At 46.6% G+C, this 18864-nt stretch carries 10 protein-coding genes; 3 read left to right on the plus strand and 7 right to left on the minus strand.

Features of this window, described 5'->3' with window-relative positions; translation table 11 throughout:
• Window positions 1–323: 323 nt before the first annotated feature.
• Window positions 324–2702 carry a glycosyl hydrolase family 18 protein gene (locus SDE_RS18835; RefSeq protein WP_011470075.1) on the plus strand — a complete coding sequence of 793 codons (2379 nt, stop codon included), beginning with the start codon at window positions 324–326 and terminating at the stop codon, window positions 2700–2702.
• A gap of 312 nt (window positions 2703–3014) precedes the next feature.
• Here the strand turns inward: SDE_RS18835 and SDE_RS18840 are convergent, their stop codons facing one another.
• Complete coding sequence (locus SDE_RS18840) at window positions 3015–3404, minus strand: DUF1761 domain-containing protein (protein WP_011470076.1); 390 nt, start codon at window positions 3402–3404, stop codon at window positions 3015–3017.
• A gap of 240 nt (window positions 3405–3644) precedes the next feature.
• Here SDE_RS18840 and SDE_RS18845 point away from each other — a divergent pair, with 240 nt between their 5' ends.
• Window positions 3645–5747 (plus strand): hypothetical protein, encoded by a 2103-nt coding sequence (locus SDE_RS18845; protein ID WP_011470077.1) that lies wholly within the window; start codon window positions 3645–3647, stop codon window positions 5745–5747.
• A 194-nt stretch (window positions 5748–5941) separates the two neighbouring features.
• Here SDE_RS18845 and SDE_RS18850 read toward each other — a convergent pair whose 3' ends face one another.
• The 6 genes from SDE_RS18850 to SDE_RS18880 all read right to left on the minus strand — a co-directional run bounded on the left by SDE_RS18850 (window position 5942) and on the right by SDE_RS18880 (window position 17539).
• Window positions 5942–7195 (minus strand): DUF3526 domain-containing protein, encoded by a 1254-nt coding sequence (locus SDE_RS18850; RefSeq protein WP_011470078.1) that lies wholly within the window; start codon window positions 7193–7195, stop codon window positions 5942–5944.
• Window positions 7192–8628: an ABC transporter permease gene (locus SDE_RS18855; protein WP_011470079.1), complete on the minus strand. Its 1437-nt coding sequence runs from the start codon at window positions 8626–8628 to the stop codon at window positions 7192–7194. Before SDE_RS18855 ends, SDE_RS18850 begins: the two co-directional genes overlap by 4 nt.
• Window positions 8628–9377, minus strand: a complete 750-nt coding sequence (locus SDE_RS18860) for an ABC transporter ATP-binding protein (protein ID WP_011470080.1) — start codon at window positions 9375–9377, stop codon at window positions 8628–8630. Before SDE_RS18860 ends, SDE_RS18855 begins: the two co-directional genes overlap by 1 nt.
• Window position 9378: 1 nt before the next feature.
• Complete coding sequence (locus SDE_RS18865) at window positions 9379–11478, minus strand: TonB-dependent siderophore receptor (protein ID WP_011470081.1); 2100 nt, start codon at window positions 11476–11478, stop codon at window positions 9379–9381.
• 922 nt (window positions 11479–12400) lie between these two features.
• Window positions 12401–15961 (minus strand): endo-1,4-beta-xylanase, encoded by a 3561-nt coding sequence (locus tag SDE_RS21615; RefSeq protein ID WP_011470082.1) that lies wholly within the window; start codon window positions 15959–15961, stop codon window positions 12401–12403.
• Between the two features lie 420 nt (window positions 15962–16381).
• On the minus strand, window positions 16382–17539 hold the full coding sequence (locus SDE_RS18880; RefSeq protein ID WP_011470083.1) for a helix-turn-helix domain-containing protein: 1158 nt from the start codon (window positions 17537–17539) through the stop codon (window positions 16382–16384).
• Window positions 17540–18148: 609 nt separating this feature from the next.
• On the opposite strand from SDE_RS18880, the gene SDE_RS18885 reads away from it, so the two are divergent.
• On the plus strand, window positions 18149–18727 hold the full coding sequence (locus SDE_RS18885) for a hypothetical protein (RefSeq protein ID WP_143710925.1): 579 nt from the start codon (window positions 18149–18151) through the stop codon (window positions 18725–18727).
• The last annotated feature ends 137 nt before the right edge of the window (window positions 18728–18864 follow it).

Consider the following 18864-nt stretch of genomic DNA (forward strand, 5'->3'; position numbering starts at 1 on the left):
GGTTAAAACGGTGGATTTAAGCGATATTTATGTGACGCACATCACACTATTTGGATCAAAATACGATCAATTCAACAATTCTACGTTCATGTATTGACCAGCGACGCAATTAGCAGGACTATATTTGACAACGTTGTCTTTTGGCTTCTCGCTCAATCAGTCAGCTCGAGTACGAAACCAATAAGCCAGTGTTTATAAAAATAATAGTCACGTTGTAGTCGCGCCCAGCGCAGTTTGTGACACAAAAAACGACCTCTGCTCAGTGGGCTTTGTCGAGCTGTCTTCCCACCAAGCTCCAACCTACGTACAAATTGGACTCTATTATGAACCCTATAGCTAAACTCACATTAGCCACTGGCGCCATGCTAAGTGCGCATGTGGCCTACGCTTACGACTGCGATGGCCTTGCCACATGGAACGCATCGTCTGCCTATGCCGGCTCTACCGTTGTGCAACACAGTAACGTGGCTTACAAAGCCAACTGGTGGACACAAAACCAAAACCCCGCTTCACATTCTGGCCCTTGGCAAGAGTGGACGAACCTAGGCAACTGCGATGGCGACGGTGGCGGCAACACCAACCAAGCGCCCAGCGCAAATGCCAACGGCCCCTACGCCGCGCAACTTGGCGCCGCCATAGCGTTTAGCTCTGCAGGCTCTAGCGATAGCGACGGCAATATTGCCAGCTACAACTGGACCTTTGGCGACGGTAACAGCAGCAACCAAGCTAGCCCAAGCCACACCTATGGCAGCCAAGGCACCTACGCGGTTACCTTAACCGTTACCGATAACGAAGGCGCAAGCAGCAGTGCCACCACAAGCGCAAGCGTTACCCAAGGCGGAGACCCTGGCGATTGCCAAGCACCGCAATACAGTGCGGGCACCCAATACGCTGCGGGCGATATCGTTGCCAATGGCGGCAACCTGTACCAGTGTAATATTGCGGGCTGGTGCTCTTCATCTGCCGCATGGGCCTATGCCCCAGGTACTGGCGCACACTGGCAAGATGCGTGGTCACTTACGAGCGAATGCGACGACAACGGCAACACCAACCAAGCACCTACAGCCAATGCTAACGGCCCATATTCTGGTAGCGCTGGTATAAGCATTAGTTTTAGCAGCAATGGCTCTGCCGACAGCGACGGCACAATTGCCAGTTACAGTTGGAACTTTGGCGACGGCGCAAGCAGCAGCCAAGCAAACCCAAGCCACAGCTACATGAATGAAGGCACTTACCAAGTTAGCCTAACCGTAACCGATGACGACGGCGCGAGCGCCACCGCATTCACCACCGCTAACGTAACTGGTAATGGCGAAAACCAAGAGCCTGTTGCAAGCATTAGTGCACCATCCAGCGCTAGCGAAGGCGCTAGTGTGAACTTTTCCAGCGCGGGCAGTAACGACCCAGACGGCAGCATAGTTAGCTACAGCTGGAACTTTGGCGATGGCACTAGCAGTCAACAAGCTAACCCCAGCCACACCTACAGCAGCGCAGGTAGCTATAGCGTTAGCCTAACGGTTGTTGATAACGAAGGCGCGAATAACGTCGCCAACCACAGCATTACAATCAGTGGCGATACCGGCGGCGGTACACACGGCGATAAAATTATTGGCTACTTCGCAGAGTGGGGCGTATACGGCCGCAATTATCACGTTAAAAACATTCACACCAGCGGCTCTGCCGACAAACTCACTCACATCGTTTACGCGTTTGGCAACGTTCAAAACGGCGAGTGTAAAATTGGCGATTCCTACGCAGCATACGACAAAGCCTACAGCGCAGCAGACAGTGTAGATGGCGTTGCCGATACTTGGGACGACGGTGTACTGCGCGGTAACTTCGGTCAACTACGCCGCTTAAAAGCCATGCACCCACAAATTAAAATAGTGTGGTCTTTCGGTGGCTGGACATGGTCTGGCGGTTTTGGCGAAGCAGCAGCGAATGCCGATCACTTTGCCAACTCCTGTTACGACTTAGTATTCGACGCACGCTGGGCAGACGTTTTCGACGGCATCGACATCGACTGGGAATACCCCAACGACTGCGGCCTAAGCTGTGATAATAGCGGCTACGATGGCTACCGCGTACTCATGCAAGCATTGCGCAATCGTTTTGGCAACAAACTAGTAACCGCTGCCATTGGCGCTGGCGAATCTAAACAAAATGCAGCCGACTACGGTGGCGCAGCACAGTACTTAGATTTTTACATGCTAATGACCTACGACTTCTTCGGCGCATTTAACCCACAAGGGCCAACCGCACCGCACTCACCGCTATACAACTACCCAGGCATGCCAATAGAAGGATTCTCTTCTGACCACGGTATCCAAGTACTTAAAAGCAAAGGTGTACCTGCCGAGAAAATCTTACTGGGCATAGGCTTTTACGGCCGCGGCTGGACCAACGTAACGCAAGATGCCCCAGGCGGCAGCGCTAACGGCGCAGCACCTGGCACCTACGAAAAAGGCATTGAAGATTACAAAGTGTTGAAAAACACCTGCCCAGCCACCGGCACAATTGCCGGCACCGCTTACGCCAAATGCGGAAGCAACTGGTGGGGCTACGACACACCAGCCACCATCGATAGCAAAATGGACTACGCCAAACAACAAGGCCTAGGCGGCGCGTTCTTCTGGGAGCTAAGTGGCGACACCACCGATGGCGAACTGATTAGAGCGATTGATAATGGCTTAAAAAACTAACCCATAAACCCACAAGGTTTTAGGTTAAAAACAAAAGGCTTGGCAGCAAACTGCCAAGCCTTTTTTATTGGGCAACGCATAAACTACAAAACCAAATACATTTAGCGTTAATACGCGTTGTATTTACACCATGCAACGGTGGGCAGTGCCCCCAACCTTGTAAATAATTAATCTGATAACAAGCTACACACAAATAAATCTATAAATAAGGACATCTTAAAAATAACAGACGCGCTTACCAATAAACTTGTACCTTCCACCATGTATAGCGCGCAAGCAAAAAATTAATTACTACACAAAGGCACTATTCACCTACAACACCCCCTGCACCACAACCATTATTATCGCCATGGCAACCACATAGCCCTGCTCGATTAAAATGGCCGCTATCGATTTTTTAATAAACAAACCTTGGCTAGCAGAAAGCAATGTAAAGGTAATTACCACCAATAACAGGGTAAGTAACGAGCTGGTCACTGCTGTAATACCCACTAGCCACGCCAGCATAATGGTGCCCAGCAACTGTGTAACCATTGCCGCTGCGGGCGGTTTGTTGTCGGCGGCTTCTATGTCTATGCCCACCCCAGCGGCCCAAGGTTTGCCTAAAAACTTAGGAGAGAACCACAGCCAACCCATTAAAAAAGACAAAAACGCGCCTACCGCGACGGCTAACCAATTTACACTTAGTGTTATCTCATCCATTTTTTACCCCTTAATATATGTAAGTAGTTGCTAACTTAGAGTGTAGAGCCGACTGTAACTGCCATCAATACTGAGAACCACTTAAAAGCGTCACACGCCGTCGCTAATATTTTTTGGACACGCACGCTGCAAACTCCTATTCTATGCGCACACAAAAAAGACGCCTGCTTCCATCTGCAGTACATACTTTGTGCGGATTGCAGCGTTGCACCACCAACCACCCTCTATAGGATGAATAGAATGACTAAATGGATACTAATCGTAGCGCTGGCTCTTGGCGGCGTAATTATATGGAAGTTTGCTCCGCTAACAGGCGGCGGTGCTAGCAAAAGTGACTTGCTTGCCACAGTGCCCGCAGATACCGCGTTTTATGTAGGCGGCAATAGCAGTGAAGAGCTCGCAGAGTTTATGCGGGATTACAGTATTATTCCCACCACGCCAACTCAAATGGCTCAATGGGCAAAAATGCTAGAAGAAATAAGCGGCAGTGAAACCCCAGCTGCGCAATTCTTTGCATCTTTGCAGCGTCAAATTGCGGCTACCGAAGGCAGTACTTTAACCGCATTAGAGAAAACCGGTGGCATTTCCAACACGGGTAACTATGCATTGTATTTGCACGGTGCGGTACCCGTAGCACGCTTAACCCTAAGCGACCCAGCAGCCTTCGATGCAATGATCGAAAAAGCGGTTGCCGACAGTAACTTCACCTACAACAAAGCAACGATAGGCGCTGCCGAAGCGCGCGTATGGCGCATTACAGATGCCGACGAAGCGTTACAAGTTGATTTGGCTGTAGCGGTAGCAGGCAGCGATTTAGCCATTACCTTTTTTATTGGCGCGGATGATGAAGCCACTAAAAAAGAACGCATAGGCCAAAGCAAGCCAGCTAAAAGCCTAGCTTCATCTGGCGAGATTGCGAATATTCAAAAACAGTACGGCTTTAACGATGCCATGGTTACCTTTGTGCACATAGAGCGCATAGTGCAGGGCATTTTAAAACCAGAAACCAATAGTTTTGGCAAAGATTTACAACGCTATTTGCCAGAAGATGCTAAAGCAGGCTTGGCAGCAGATGTGACGGAAGCTTGTCGTACAGACTACCTAAGCCTAGCCGCGAGCATGCCGCGTTTAGTAAGTGGCTACAGCGCACTAGAAATAAAAGGCAACACCCTCTACAACGCCGGCGACTTTATTTTAGAGCTTACTAACGAGTCGGTAAAAACCGAACTGGGTAAAATGCGCGGCCACTTACCGTTGCACACACTAAATGCTTCCGACAAATTAATGAGCTTTAGTGCTGGCGTAAATATGGATCAATTAGTGCCTGCTGTTACCGCACTATGGAACCAATTTACTCAAGCGCCCTATAGCTGTGAAGCATTAGTAGAAATGCAAAACAAAGCCAAAGAAACCAGCCCAGCAATGCTCGCCATGGCGATGGGTATGGCGCAAGGCGTTAAAGGCTTAGGCGTTTCGTTTTACGATTTTAAGATGGACGAAATGATGATGCCTAGCTCGCTATCTTTCTTAGCTAGCGTAGCAACCGAAAACCCCGGCACACTTGCCTCTTTAACCAGCATGATTCCTGTGCCAGGGCTTAACGAGCTGGTTATTCCTGCCGACGGCACCGCAGTACCAGTACCTGTACCCATGTTGCCACCAAGCATAGAAGTTAAAGCAGCAATAAAAGGCAAACACTTAGTGGTGTATGCCGGTGCTAAAGCTGAAGCCGAAGTAGCAAAAATAGAACAAGAAGCAATTACGCCAAATGGACTATACGCGATAGGCTTAAACTACCGCAGGTTTGGTGAGCTTTTAGAACTACAAAGCAATGGCATGTTTGCACAGGGCGGCGGCCAAGGCTGTATTGCCCAACAAGAAATGAAACACATGATGCAAAATTTAAAAATGGACTTTGCAGTTTCTTTCGATGTAAACAACCAAGGCTTAGTGGGCCATGCAGAAGCATCTATGGATAAACCCACCACCAGCACAACAAAACTACCCGGCAAATACCAACTCGCTTATTTAGATGGCGCATGTAATTGGGAAACCGCAGGAGTGGAAACCATTAACGCAGACGGCACAGGCTCGGTAACTGAAAAGTCTAACGAAGGCGAATGCAATACCTACGAAAGCGCCTACACCTGGACACAAGCTGGCTCTGTAGTGTCTATGACTGCCACTTCCGACCGCTACCGCGAAAGCTGCGACAGCGAATGGGACAACAACGACCTAAGCACCTACGAATGCCACATTTTAAATGTAAGCGAAACGGGCTTTCAGTGCTTATTTGACCCAGGCAGCGAAGATGCCGCTATATACAGCTATACGCGTATGTAGTTGAAGTAGTTAAACTAAAAAGGAGCGCGCGGCGCTCCTTTTTTTATTTTATTTTATGGTTTTTAGCGAATTAAAACTCTGACACCCACTCTAACCATTCCCCCCCTAATCACTGTATTCCACCGCTCGTAAAAACTAGCAAAGCACAAAAGGTCTATGGTTCATGGCCTATGTGTTGATTAGGCAAACCTCGGTCAGTGCACATCAAAATTCGGTAAATCTTCTAGCAGTTCGCGATCAAAGGCCACATTGCGAAAAAATAAAGGATAGTAAAATGCGCGCAGCTCGGCATGAAATGCTCGCACCCGCTCTTCATATTCTAGGCTGGCATGCGCGTCGGTATTCGCCAAAGCCTGCAGAGTTTGCTCTAGCAAAGATGGCGGAGCAAAAACGGAAAGCCATGTCGCTAATTCGGCGCGGCGTTTGCGACCTTCACGGTAGGCCATCGCTAACGGCTCCGCTCTCTGGTCTCCCACCTGCTGAAATGCGTAATACCACTGCCATTCGAACGAGCTTTCCACAGGCTGGTAATCAGCCCACTGTGGGTGGCGCTCGAAAAAAGCATCCATTGTCATTTTTCTGGGCAAGTCCCAGGCGTCATTCACTGTTTCGCGCTGTAGCATGAGTATGTCTGCACCATCTGGAACAGGCACAGCTCTATCAATTGCTAGCCGCGCTGCGCTTGGAATAAGTACCGCAGTCATCACCCAAAGTGCAATCAACGATATCAGAATTAGCTGGCCTTGTTTACGCCACGCCGAAAACCAAAAGCACACCAGCCCCCAAAACACCCCGTAAGCAATAACAGCAAGGCATGCCAGTACCAACTTGAGTGCCGAGACTTCCGCAATAAGCCCGCCAATAATCAAAGGGACGATTAAACACAACAACACCGCTAGCGTTCTTATACTGGCGCGCTGCAACCAGAATAGGCGCGGCTGCGCGACCGTTGCTTCAATCAAATTAATACGCCCAGCGCTGCGCTCGTGTGCACGAAGATCATAGAGCAAAACCATCAGTACAAGCGGGAATACAAAAGCGGCGAAAAATGCAAAATCAAATCGCCCCAGTATAGCTACACTGGGGTTGCCAACATCTCGCTCGTATACCTGCCCCTCCAAAGCGAGCATTTTAACCCGGTGCTTCCACGGCTGAGTATCGCGCATGCCAAGCGCGGCAAAAGCAAAGTCGGAGGGGGCATCGTAGGTTAAATGCAAGCCGTAATAAGCGGCGCTGCCCCAATCACTTTTTTTGCTATGTTGTAGAGCACGATCGGTTTTATCTGCTTGAATAAGCTGTTCTATCGTCTTATTTTGTACCGCTATTTCGGCCAAACCGAAACCAACAGCCGCGGATGACAAGCAAAACACTAAGGCCAGCCATAACCAAATAATGCGGTCCCGTGCTAGAAATTTAATTTCACGTTTAAGGCCATTTATTTTATTCATGGTTTAATGCTTCCACTCCGCCAAACAAGCGCGACCATCGAGATCAGCAGCCACAAAAATAAATTTAAAAGGGATGATGCAGCGCGGGCTAATCTCTGGCTCGAGTCGGCGGCAATAAATTCGTAGCTATTGAGCACTTGCCAATTACTTGCATCCACGCGCGCGCGCTGCGCCGAGGCTTCATCTTTATAACGATGGATATCCAGTTGATACGAGAGCTTCTCGGCGTGCGCACGATTTAAGCCTTGAACAAAATCAAAGCGCAGTGCTTCGGCTTCTCGCTGAAAGCGATGATAGTGCGCCAGATCCGTAGCGGCGATAGCCCTAGATGCAAAGGTGACCGCCAGTACCGGTGAGATAAACCCATATTTTGCGAGGCTGCGCTCTTGCTCCTGCTCAGCTTGCATGCGCGCTTCGGCATATTGGTTTAATAGTTCGGTGAGTTTTCGCTCACCTTCTAAAGCGACTATGCCTCTAAAGTTCACCGGTAGGTCTTCAACATGATCTACATTGTGTTGTTCTAGCAAATCTGAACGCAGCTTTAAAAAAGCCGGATCATTCGCGTTGTGGCCATTACCTAGTTTTTCAATGTCGCGTTGCATAGCCAAGTCGGACTCGATTTTTCCTGCGCTAGCTTTATAACTACTTACAATATTCACTGCGAGTGCTGGTAACACCAGTGAAACTACACACCAAAATGAGAGCATCACAATCAGCACTTCCGAGCGCCGCTTAACCAGTGTTGATACCAACAAGGTCAACACGACCCACACTAGGCAATAAAAAAAGTAAACGGCAATTAACGCCAACAAAGCACCTAAGCGTTCACCTTGAAAATAAGCCAGCAAGGCTCCGATGATCAGTGGAACAAGTAAAAGTGTGGTGAAAAAAGTTAACGCCACCGCTTTACCAGCCATTAGTTTGCGCCCGCTAACTCCTAGCGCCAATATTGGCGAAAGTACTGACGCTTCGCGCTCTCGCACTAGCGCGCTGTGCCCCAACAACACAATCATTAAAGGTGCGAAGAGTTGGTACATAAGTGCAGGACTTAACCACGATAAACCACCGAAATCTGCACTCGCGCCCGCCTCTGAAAACGTTAGTGAATTTTGCCTATGCCCTTCTAAAAAAATGGCCTGACCTGTAATCGCATCCAACCCCGGATCGAAGAGGGATAGCGGTACGGGTGTGCGAAACAGGTAGTGACCGTAATGCACCATTCTATGTGGATGCCGATCGGGCTGCGCCAGAAAGGCTTGCTCAGCTTCACTCTGATGCTGCGTTCTAGTCTCGCTTTCTGAGCTCAAACGCGCTGCAGAGATAAAATTTGTTGCTAGAATCAGTGCTAGAAAAATCAAAGTAGCAACGAGCACAACCTGTGACCGACACCAATATCGCCATTCATCATGAGCGATAAGCATTAGTTGTTTCATTAGCCTTGCTCCAACATTGCTGACCTTACAGATGATGCATGATCAACAGTGGAAGCAAACGCTTTGTGGACCGTCTCGGTATCAATCCGAGCATGTTCGGCCACAAACTCCCCGACTAACAAGCCACTGTGCAGTAAGCCAATTTTATCCGCTACCTGACAGGCACCGTATACATCATGGGTTACCATCAGTACGGCTTTACCGCTGTCCGCCAGATCCCGCACCAGCTGATGGAATTCATCAATGGCGCTAGGATCTAAACCCGAAGTAGGCTCGTCTAATAGCAATATGCTGCTATCGCGCAATATTGCTAATGCAATCGCGACTTTTTGACGCATGCCTTTCGAGTAACCGCGTAGTTTGTTCTGCCGTGCTCCTTGCGCTAGCGATACACGCTCGAGCGCGGTTTCTATATCTGCGCGATTAACTGCCCCGCCAGCCAACTGCATAAAGTAATCAATATTTTCATAGGCATTTAAGTGCTCGTATAACGACGCAGACTCCGGCAGATATGCCATCGCTTTTCGGGCGCTAGCTACATCTTTATATACATCTTGATTATTAACGGAAACACTGCCGCTCGTAGGAGATAAAAACCCTAAAAAGCTGAGTAAGGTGGTGGATTTACCGGCGCCATTGCCACCGAGTAAGGCATATACCTCACCGGCGGCAACTTGAAAAGAAATGCCGTTAAGCACCTGCTTTCCTGAACGCATAATATTAAGTGATTCGGCTTGTAAAATAGTCATATTAAAAACGGAAACGGGTAGATAATCGGAAGTTACGCGGCGCACCGGGCATTACCCAGGTTGGGCCATAGGAATTGGCATAGTAGCTTTTGTCGAATAAATTATTAATCTCAAAGCTGAATTCAATCTGCTCGCTAATTTCGTACTGTGCAGCAACGCGAGCAGTGGTGTAGCTTGGCAAATTAAATGCAGGATTACCAAATTCACCACTGCGATCACCCACATATAGTACACCAGCGATTAATTTAACCGGCTTACCGGCAAGCTCTGTTTTCTGAACCAGTTGAGTGCTTAGCTGATGATCAGGTACGTTCAGTAAATCTGAGCCCGCAGGTATAGAGGCCCAGCCAACGGCATCGGTAAAATCGTTTTTAGTTTCGGTTTCAGTGTAAGCGTAAGACACCCATACACTTAAGGAGTCAGTAAGGCTACCTGTTAGGTCGAATTCTATGCCTTGACTGCCCGCTTCACCCACGGCGGTTGGATTATAGTCTGCATCCAAGGTCGCAATATTGGATTGCTTAACATCGAATATCGCAATATTGCCCTGCAAGTCGCCATCGTTCAGTGCAAACTTAAGCCCAAGCTCCGTTGATTCAGATAAATTCGGCTCCAAGCCGTTTTCATCCGTAGCCCCAGATAGCGGCCGGAAATTTTCGCCATACACCACGTAAAATGAAAGCACCTCTGAGCTTTTATATACCACCCCAAACTGTGGGCTGGCCTGCGTTTTAGAATATTCCGAAACACCGTCGTTTAGACGGTTCACGAGTTTTTGTTGATAATCATCAATACGCACACCAACGCGCACATCAAGGTTATCGGTGAGGCTAATTTGATCCTGAATAAACAAACCAGATGATTCTTGGGTTTCAACTCGATCGATATTATCAGCCAGCTCTAGCTCGTCTGCTGGTGACTGACCATAAACAGGATTAAAGATATTGATACTTTGATCGGTGGATCTGTCGCGTAGCGAATATTGATCATTTTCAAACGTATCCGCATCAACACCAACAATTACACGGTGCACGATATTGCCGGTATTAAAACTACCATTTAATTCCGCTCTAAATACCTGATAGACCGCATCGTAATCTCGACTGCGACTAAAGCGCGCAAAAGTACCATCCTCTGCGGGTACAGCAAATCCATTTTCGGAAGCGAGGCCTTCAAGCGAGGTTGCGCGATAATTAAATCCAACCAGCGCAGTCCAATCATCATTTAGGTTTCGCTGAAATTCCAACTGATGGCCCAGCACGCCGGTTTCAATTGGGCCATAGCTCGGCTCGCCTAAAAAGCGGCTTTCAGGTATTACCCCCAGCTCGTTATTCATCGCCACCACGCCGCGATCGAATGGAATTTCCTGCTGAGTGTATTCGAGCTCGTAGTTCAATTTTGTTTGATCACTAAATAAAATCGCTACCGACGGATTTAATCCGTATTTGGAGGTTTCAACCGTATCGCGATAGCTTTCGGCATCTTCATAAAAACCGACTAAACGAACTGCGACCATGTCAGAAACTGGGGAAGTCCAATCCACATCGGTACGGTATGTGTTAAAGCTTCCGGCAGATAAAACTATTTCGCCATCACGCTCAAAAGTCGGTCGCTTGGTTACTAAATTGATGGTGCCACCGGGCTCTCCGCGCCCAAACAAAGCTGCACGTGGACCTTTCAATACCTCTACCGACTCAATCCCCGATAAATCACGCGGGCCACCAAAGCCTCGCCCCGCATTAAACCCATTAACCAAATAATTACTGGGTAGGTTTTCGTCGCCAACAAATCCGCGAATTGCAAAACTGTTCCAAAGGCCACCAAAGTTATTTTGCCGAGCGACTGATGCCGATAAATCCAGCGCTTGAACAAGATCTACTACGCCCGCGCTCTTAAGTACTTCTTCACTAATTACCAATTCTGCTTGCGGCGTTTCGAGTACAGTGAAATCCCCCTGATACGCTTGGCGATTACCAATCACCGTAATATTTTCAACCGGCTTAAGCTCGGCATCTTCGGCGTAAGAAATAGTAGGGGAAAGCAGTAAAGTTACAAAACTTGAGACACACCAACGCGTCGTCCGATTGAACGAGATTTTCACAAATTACTCCAGATTAAGGGCTGAAAGTGGCTAAACAAGCTTCGAGGGAAAATGATTGAAACTTGCTCACCACTTAATGATATAATACATCATAACCTCAACAACATTAGGTTGTCTACCTCGTGATACAACATCTACAGCCAGGGAGGAATAACATCACGGCCCATCTATAGCTAGTATCCCTTTTGATTATTGCGTCACCTACTTCTAAAAAACTTCGCGCAGAGTGCTTAGATTACACCTAAAATCCTCTACCCTTCTGTGGATAACCCACACACCAACCATAGCTAGACGGCCAGCTTTTGAACTAGTCGATTATTTAGGATGAGTAGATTGGAGTGGGCGTGCAATACGGTTAAAAAAACGCGATAGTACTAGCCAGCATATACCGTAAATTCTTACGCGGCCAGGTATAGCGCCTATTTAGTGGTTAATTTTAACCACTAAATTTGAAAAACGGGTTTCGACTTTTGCAGGTTCTGAAAATGCTATTCGATTAGCAGCCGAAAATCTTGGTTATAAAAAATCACTGGGGATTAGCTTAGCTAGAAGCTTGTTTGTGTAACCCAATCTTAACCCTACAGCAGCACTTCAAGAGTTTCGCTCGCCTAAAATTTGAGAAAACAATCAAGAATGCCAATATCTAGGCGTATCAGACATTCCATTTTCCAATAAAATAAAAATCAAACTAACAGGAATAAAAAAAACAGGCAATAGCTATTACTTCTTTAACTATTGCCTGTCTTGATTATTTGATTATTTATGTTTTGCTTATTTATACCTGATTAGGTGATGCACCTCGAATTTGAATCCGCGTTATTTAATCAGACTGAAAAGTTTAAATGTAGCTTCCATAAAAGTGGACGCAAACGCGCCCACAAAAAGTATTTATCTAACAATTCTTATTGCAGTCAATAACCCACTATCTATTCAAGTAATCCATTAACCAAGTAAGTGCCGGTCTGGGTGTTCCGTTACTGTGCAACAATCCCGTCCCATCGCGCCAAGTAGCCCCAACAACATACCCCCAAATAGTAATGCCTTTCACCGATGGATGGTTATAAAACAGCGGGAACTGAGTTTGCATTACGCGCAGCTGTTCTTGGTCGTTAGTTTTTTCTATATCGTATTCGGATATATAAATGGGTAAACCCAATGCCGCAACCTGGTTTAGTTTGGTTTCTAAATCACTTAAAGACCAATCCGCTAAGCCGTGTGCTTGTAATCCAATTGCATCTACAACGCCTGCATTGACAGCCGGAGTAGCCATCTGGATAAACTCTTGAGTGTTCCAACTTAAAACATTGTAATCGTTCAATATTAAAATGCTGTTAGGACAATATTGACGAGTAAGCTCGAACGAACGAATGATCCAATTATTGCCAAACGCACTCGCCGCGTAGTTAGCAGGAGCATGGCCCAGCGTTGCTTCGTTTACCACATCAATCATTTCAGTATCAGGATAGCGCGCACAATAATCTCTTATCCACTCCTCTATCTCTGCAGCCTGTTCTGCTGGGCTGAGCGAATCAATCCAGTTGGGCTGTTGGCTACCCCACACCATAGTATGCTGTTTAAACGGAATATTATTTTGTTTGGCGTAGTTATAGGCTCTGTCTAGTCCACTCCAATCATACACATCACGAGTGCGTTCTACCGAACCCCACTTTCCTTCATTTTCTGGTGTTAGTTGATCCCAGTACTGAGTAAAATCATTGCGCACATTGCCATTAGTGGTAATGTTACCCACAAAAAATCCCACTTCGTTTTTGGGCGTGACCTCTCCACCAATAGAAAACTCATCGGCATAAAAACTTACGCTATCGCTTTCTGACTCGATAATAAAATGCTCAAACGCTGTGCCAGTTTGAGTGTATTGCCCGTGCAGCAGCACCCATTCAGAATCGTTAGCAATGGTCGTGACTATGCCGGTATATTCGTTATAAGTGGAATCGTCGCTATCATTTTGTCGTTTGGCGGTAAGCGTAATAGGTGTGTCCGCACTGCCTGCCGCAAGTTTTACCCACACCGCAACTTCGTACAGGTTGCCTTGCGTAAGCTCACCAACACTGAACGTCAAACCGTGCCAGTTTTCTGCTCGATTTGTTATACGCGCGCTTGCGTTTCCGCTATAACGTTGTTCAGTAGAACGTGTTACTGAACCCGCCGTTGCGCCCCAGCTCTGCAGGTTGTTTTCTACACCACCATTGACTGCGAAATTATTACTCGGAACGGTATAGCCTCCCGATGAACTAGAGCTTGATGTGGAACCGGAAGTAGAACTTGTTGTAGAGCTGGAGGAAGACGAGCTGGCACGTGTAGCACAAAATCCTATGCCACTCTGGCTTTGCCCTGCTTGCAACGTATTATTCCACTCTACCCCGCTTACGTTAAGTATGTTCCCGCTCTGCGACCAGCTAGCATTCCACATACTGTCGACACTATCGCTCATAGAAACACTAGCTTGCCACTGCAGAGCGTTGTTCGTGTTATTGGTAACGGTAAGCTCCGCACAATAACCACTTTGCCAGTCGTTAGTAACATTTATAGAGTAAGTAACGTTACCAGTTGGCGCGGCGCCAGAGGAACTACTCGAGCTGGTTGAACTTGAGCTAGTCGTTGAACTACTGCTGGAGGTAGAACTTGATGAGCTGTTATTGGTTTGAATACTGCCCGCGGAGGCTACCAACGTGAGGGTATCTAATTTGGCGCCATCTTCACGCCGAAGTAGAGTAAGAATGTGATTCCCAGGGCTAAGACCAGTGAAGGTGTTGGGCGTGAGCACCTGCCAACCAGTGGTAGCTTGATTATTAAAAGTCTGCCAGCTATTACTGTTTAGCTTGTAATAAAACGAATCATCATTGCCATTAGCAAGATTCACGCGTACGTTAAATTCGACATCGGAAGCTTGCGATAGAGTAAATGGGACACTGATTTGGCCTTGCGATTGCTCGCTGGCCACACTGAGAATCTGATTGCTCCCATCATTACTCCATTCAATGTAAGCGCCGTTATTAGCCATGTTATCGGAGCGTACGCTAAGGGGAGCAAAAAGAGATTGCGAAGCCAAGTCTTCCAACTCAACCGTTAGCTGACTGCTTCCTCCATTATTTTCGCCTTCAAATTCAAACCAATTTAGGTTGTGCCCAGAAGTACCGCGCAGGTATACATCGTGAACACCAGTTATTGCATTAAAACTTGTGCTTTGTGTTTGCCAATTTTGCCACCCGCCTGTGTTGGTAATTTCGAGCGAGGCATGCGGGGTATTACTGAGACTGCCTAAAATAATTTCCAGCTTTGAATTATCGATTGCGCTAGCAACTCGAGCGTTAAATTGTGTGGCGCCGTTACCAAAATCGACGTTAGCAACTTTTACCCAATCTCCTGGGCCCATCTGAATATTCAAGGTACCTTCAGAAGACGGCTCAGTTTCTATGCCACCTTCTTGATCGAATGTTTCTGCTTGGTTTATGGAAAAAGCATTAACATTACGTACCGCGGGTACACCTATTGAACTGGCATTTACTTCTCGAATACTGCCGTCGGAATTGTAGTAAAGACGATCCACGTTAATAGAGCGGGAAAAGGTACTATCGCCCCGCGTATTTGCGACAGCTCTATTGTGGTAAAAAATGTACCATTCGTTATTAAATTCAATAATTGACTGGTGGTTGTTATTGGAATTATTTTCCCAAGGGTTGGGCAAAATGGTGCCGCGATGGGTGAACCCTGAGGTAGGGTTATTACTCGTCATGTAATCTATGCTCATCCCCGCGCTGGGGTTGGTCGAGTAGGATAAGTAGTAAATGCCGTTGCGCTTATGCATGTATAGCGCTTCAAAGAAGTTAGGTACGTCAATACTTATGGCTGCACCACTGGTACTTATCATGTCGTTATTTAAACGAATAACGCGCGCGGTTCCATCAGCGCCTCCACCAAAGTACAAAAAGGCTTGTCCGTCGTCATCAATAAATACACCGGGATCGAACAGCCAGTCAACATTGGCATTGGGGGTATTGCGGTCAACCAGCGGCCTACCGAGTGGATCAGTATAGGGGCCCTCAGGGCTATCGGCCACAGCGACACCAATAGAGTTTGCGCCGTTGGGAAAGTACAGGTAGTACTTTCCATTGCGCTCGATAAAATCTGGGGCGTAAGCAAGACTGGCCCAACTACTGTCTGTTCGAGAATTCCACACAATACCGTGATCTTGCCAATTAACCATATCGTCCGATGAGAACAGGTAGTAATCAATCAAACCACCGTAATCATTTTGGTTATCCTGATCGTGGGTAACCATTACATAGGCTCTTCCGTTTATTACCCGTGCAGCAGGGTCTGCGGTATATACATGAGACACAATAGGGTTACCTGCCCAAGAGATCGAGGCCGTGCAGACGCTAAGTAACACGCACAGACCCCAACCTACATAGGCAGAAATCTTTCGCTTAACAATGGGTGTTGATTGGGTGCTTCGCAACATGATGACTCCTTATATTTTTATATGGATTTGTCCAGCATAAAAGTCACTTACCCAAAAATGTGCAATTTCCACTCGGTAAAGTAGTTTGTGATCACACGCTATAGTTTGAGTAACGCCGCCAACGGGATGAATTAAATGAGCAACCCGTATTTGGCGAGCAACAGTACCTTTACACTTAGCCAAGCAACATGAACTGAGCTTGGTATTGAGCAGGCTAGAGAGAGGGCATTCGAAGATCTTAATATTTTGTATAAAATACTTATGGTGTGCGAAATGTATAAAAATTGATGTTAATTTTGCTAGCTAACGTTTAGCCATGGAGCATTCTTGCGCTTAGAACATTTATTAAATGACGCAACAATAATTAAGCGGAGTAAAATATGTATAACGTGCCAATTCGTTTACATTTATGGGAACCAACTAAAGCTGTGAAATAGTCGACTGAGCTTTTATATGTTTAGTTTTATACACTTTTGGCGTGCACTGATAGGTTTCTTTAAATAGCCTATTGAAATACGACACATTTTTGTAACCAACATACAAGGCCACTTCCGAAATGTTGACATTATCATTACTGCTTAGCAATCTAGCGGCTTCGTCTAAACGCAACCAGTTTAAATAACTGCTGAAGGTTTGGCCAAATTCCTGTTTTAAAATATCATTCACTTTATTTCTATTAATCCCCAAAGTACTTGCAGTGTACGCTAAGCTAAGTTCGCCATTGCGGTACTGGGCATCTAAAAATGTAATGAGCTGCTGTTTTTCCTTCGCTCTGTAAGGCAGTAATTCCACAGCTTGTGGCAGGCCAACATGACTAGGTAATGTATTCTGGCGAATACGGCGAACAAAACCACGCAGGGCCCAAACAGCATATACAAGCCAACCAACAACCAATATAACAATGTATGCGTAAATGACAGGCCATTTAAACCCATTTAGTTGTAACTGACTAACCTTAACGTTAGTTACCAAGTTCATTGGACCGTGTCGAGAAGCCCCAAAGGTAAGAGCGCGTGTTTTTTTAAGATTGTAGCTTTGATCCGAAAGCGGCATATTAAAACTTTCTAACCACCACCTTGGGGCTGGAATATGATGTAAATCCACTTCAATAGTTTGCCATTTATTTTCGCAGTTAAATAAATGGCTCACAATTTTAAACGTGGGAAACTCGCTAGGTTTTGTTACGGTGGCATCGAAAGTAGCCACATTAAAAGAGAGCATATTTGTGTGCTGACACTTAATATCGAATGACACCGTTTGATAATGACTAAGGTCTACATAAGAACTAGCTTGCTCCTTGTGATCGAAATCCAGCACAGAAATAACATAGGGGTAAGCCAGCTGTGGTGTGATTTGGTAGTCGAAATCTAAAGCGTAATCGCTGTCCTTTAGAGCAATGTGCGACGCCCCTCCCATTTCGCTATCACTAATGGTACGCGCAGTCCATTGATGCTGGCTTCGCGGTGCAGGAAGCAGTGAATGCTGTGTAGTAGCCAGCCAAAAGCTCAGCCCAGCCCCCACGATAGAACTGCTTATCAATAGTACAAACACTATGGTCTTAGTATGTGGGCTGCGCATAGGGCTACCAATGATGCTACTTATTTTTGTTATATGGATGACGCGCTAAAACAGCTACGAATATACATCGATTAGTATTGTAGTACAAATGACTAGATCATGGTTTTAAGGTAAAGACGCGTTCGCTTAGCACTGTTTCCTTCACTGAAGCCATTCAGGTAACGAACAACCGTCAACAGGCATAGGCTATTGGCCGAATTCGCTTATTCAGCTTGATTATAAGGGAGTAAAACTCAGGACAGCTAAAACTCTGACACCTGCTAAAACTCTGCCCCCCTCTAGCTATTGCATTCCGCCGCTAGTAAAAACTAGCGAAGAACAAAAGGCTATATGGTGCATGTCCTATGTATTGTAAAAACAGGCAGTAGCTAAGATTCCCTTAATTCGTGCCTGTCTCTAATTGTGGCAGTGGGTAACTATCATATGACACGCGCATTTGGAGGTTCGCCAATGGAGGCGCTTAGGGCTGGGGCAATTGCAGGTGCAAGTGCATGGGCTTTTAGTAATGCGGTTGAGTGGGCTGGTGCTACGGCATCGGCGCCTGGCGAAGGGTTAATAAGGGTTTCACAAAATACTTGGGCTACCGCAGAGCAGTTTAGGCGGTTGGTGATGATTCACGGTGCAATTGGCGGTGTTTCTTCCGTACTACAAGGAGGTAAGTTTGGCCACGGTTTTGCTAGTGCTGGGGTGACTAAGCTGCTGTCGCCGTCCATTGGGAATATTAAGGCAGGGAGAATAGGTAATATTAGTGTTGTCCAAACATTTACCGCGGCGGCCTTGGGGGGCTCTGTTTCAAAGGCCACTGGTGGTAAGTTTGCTAATGGGGCTATTACTGCGGCTTATAGGAATTTGTTTAATCAGCAGGGGGAGGTTGATAGACGTAAAAAAATGAGTGTAATTAAAGAATCTGTTGCTGACTATCGTGAATTAATATCAACAGTAATGAGTGATTTAGACAGCGGTGGTGATCCAAGGTCCGTCAGTTTAATTATTGAGGGATTTAATGGTGAGACTCAAGACGCCGCTTTTACAGCGCTTTTGAAAGTTGATCAAAAGTTGGCGCAAATTCAGTTTCAGCTTATGAATGAATCTGGGGCAGCATTCATTGATTCGGTGACAAAAAATATTGTAAAAAGTGCAGGGGGGAAGCTTAGTAAACCTCAAACTACGGGGGGGGGTCGGAACTAAGTCTCGGCATCCTGTTTTGAGTTTTGTTTCCAATACGGTTCGTGATGAAATTAATGTTCGAGTGTTTAATGACTATAATGCAAGTACGATGTGTAGCTATAATTCATGTCAGATTTACGTAAATGAGGTGTTACTAC

It is taken from the genome of Saccharophagus degradans 2-40, assembly GCF_000013665.1.
Lineage (GTDB): Bacteria > Pseudomonadota > Gammaproteobacteria > Pseudomonadales > Cellvibrionaceae > Saccharophagus > Saccharophagus degradans.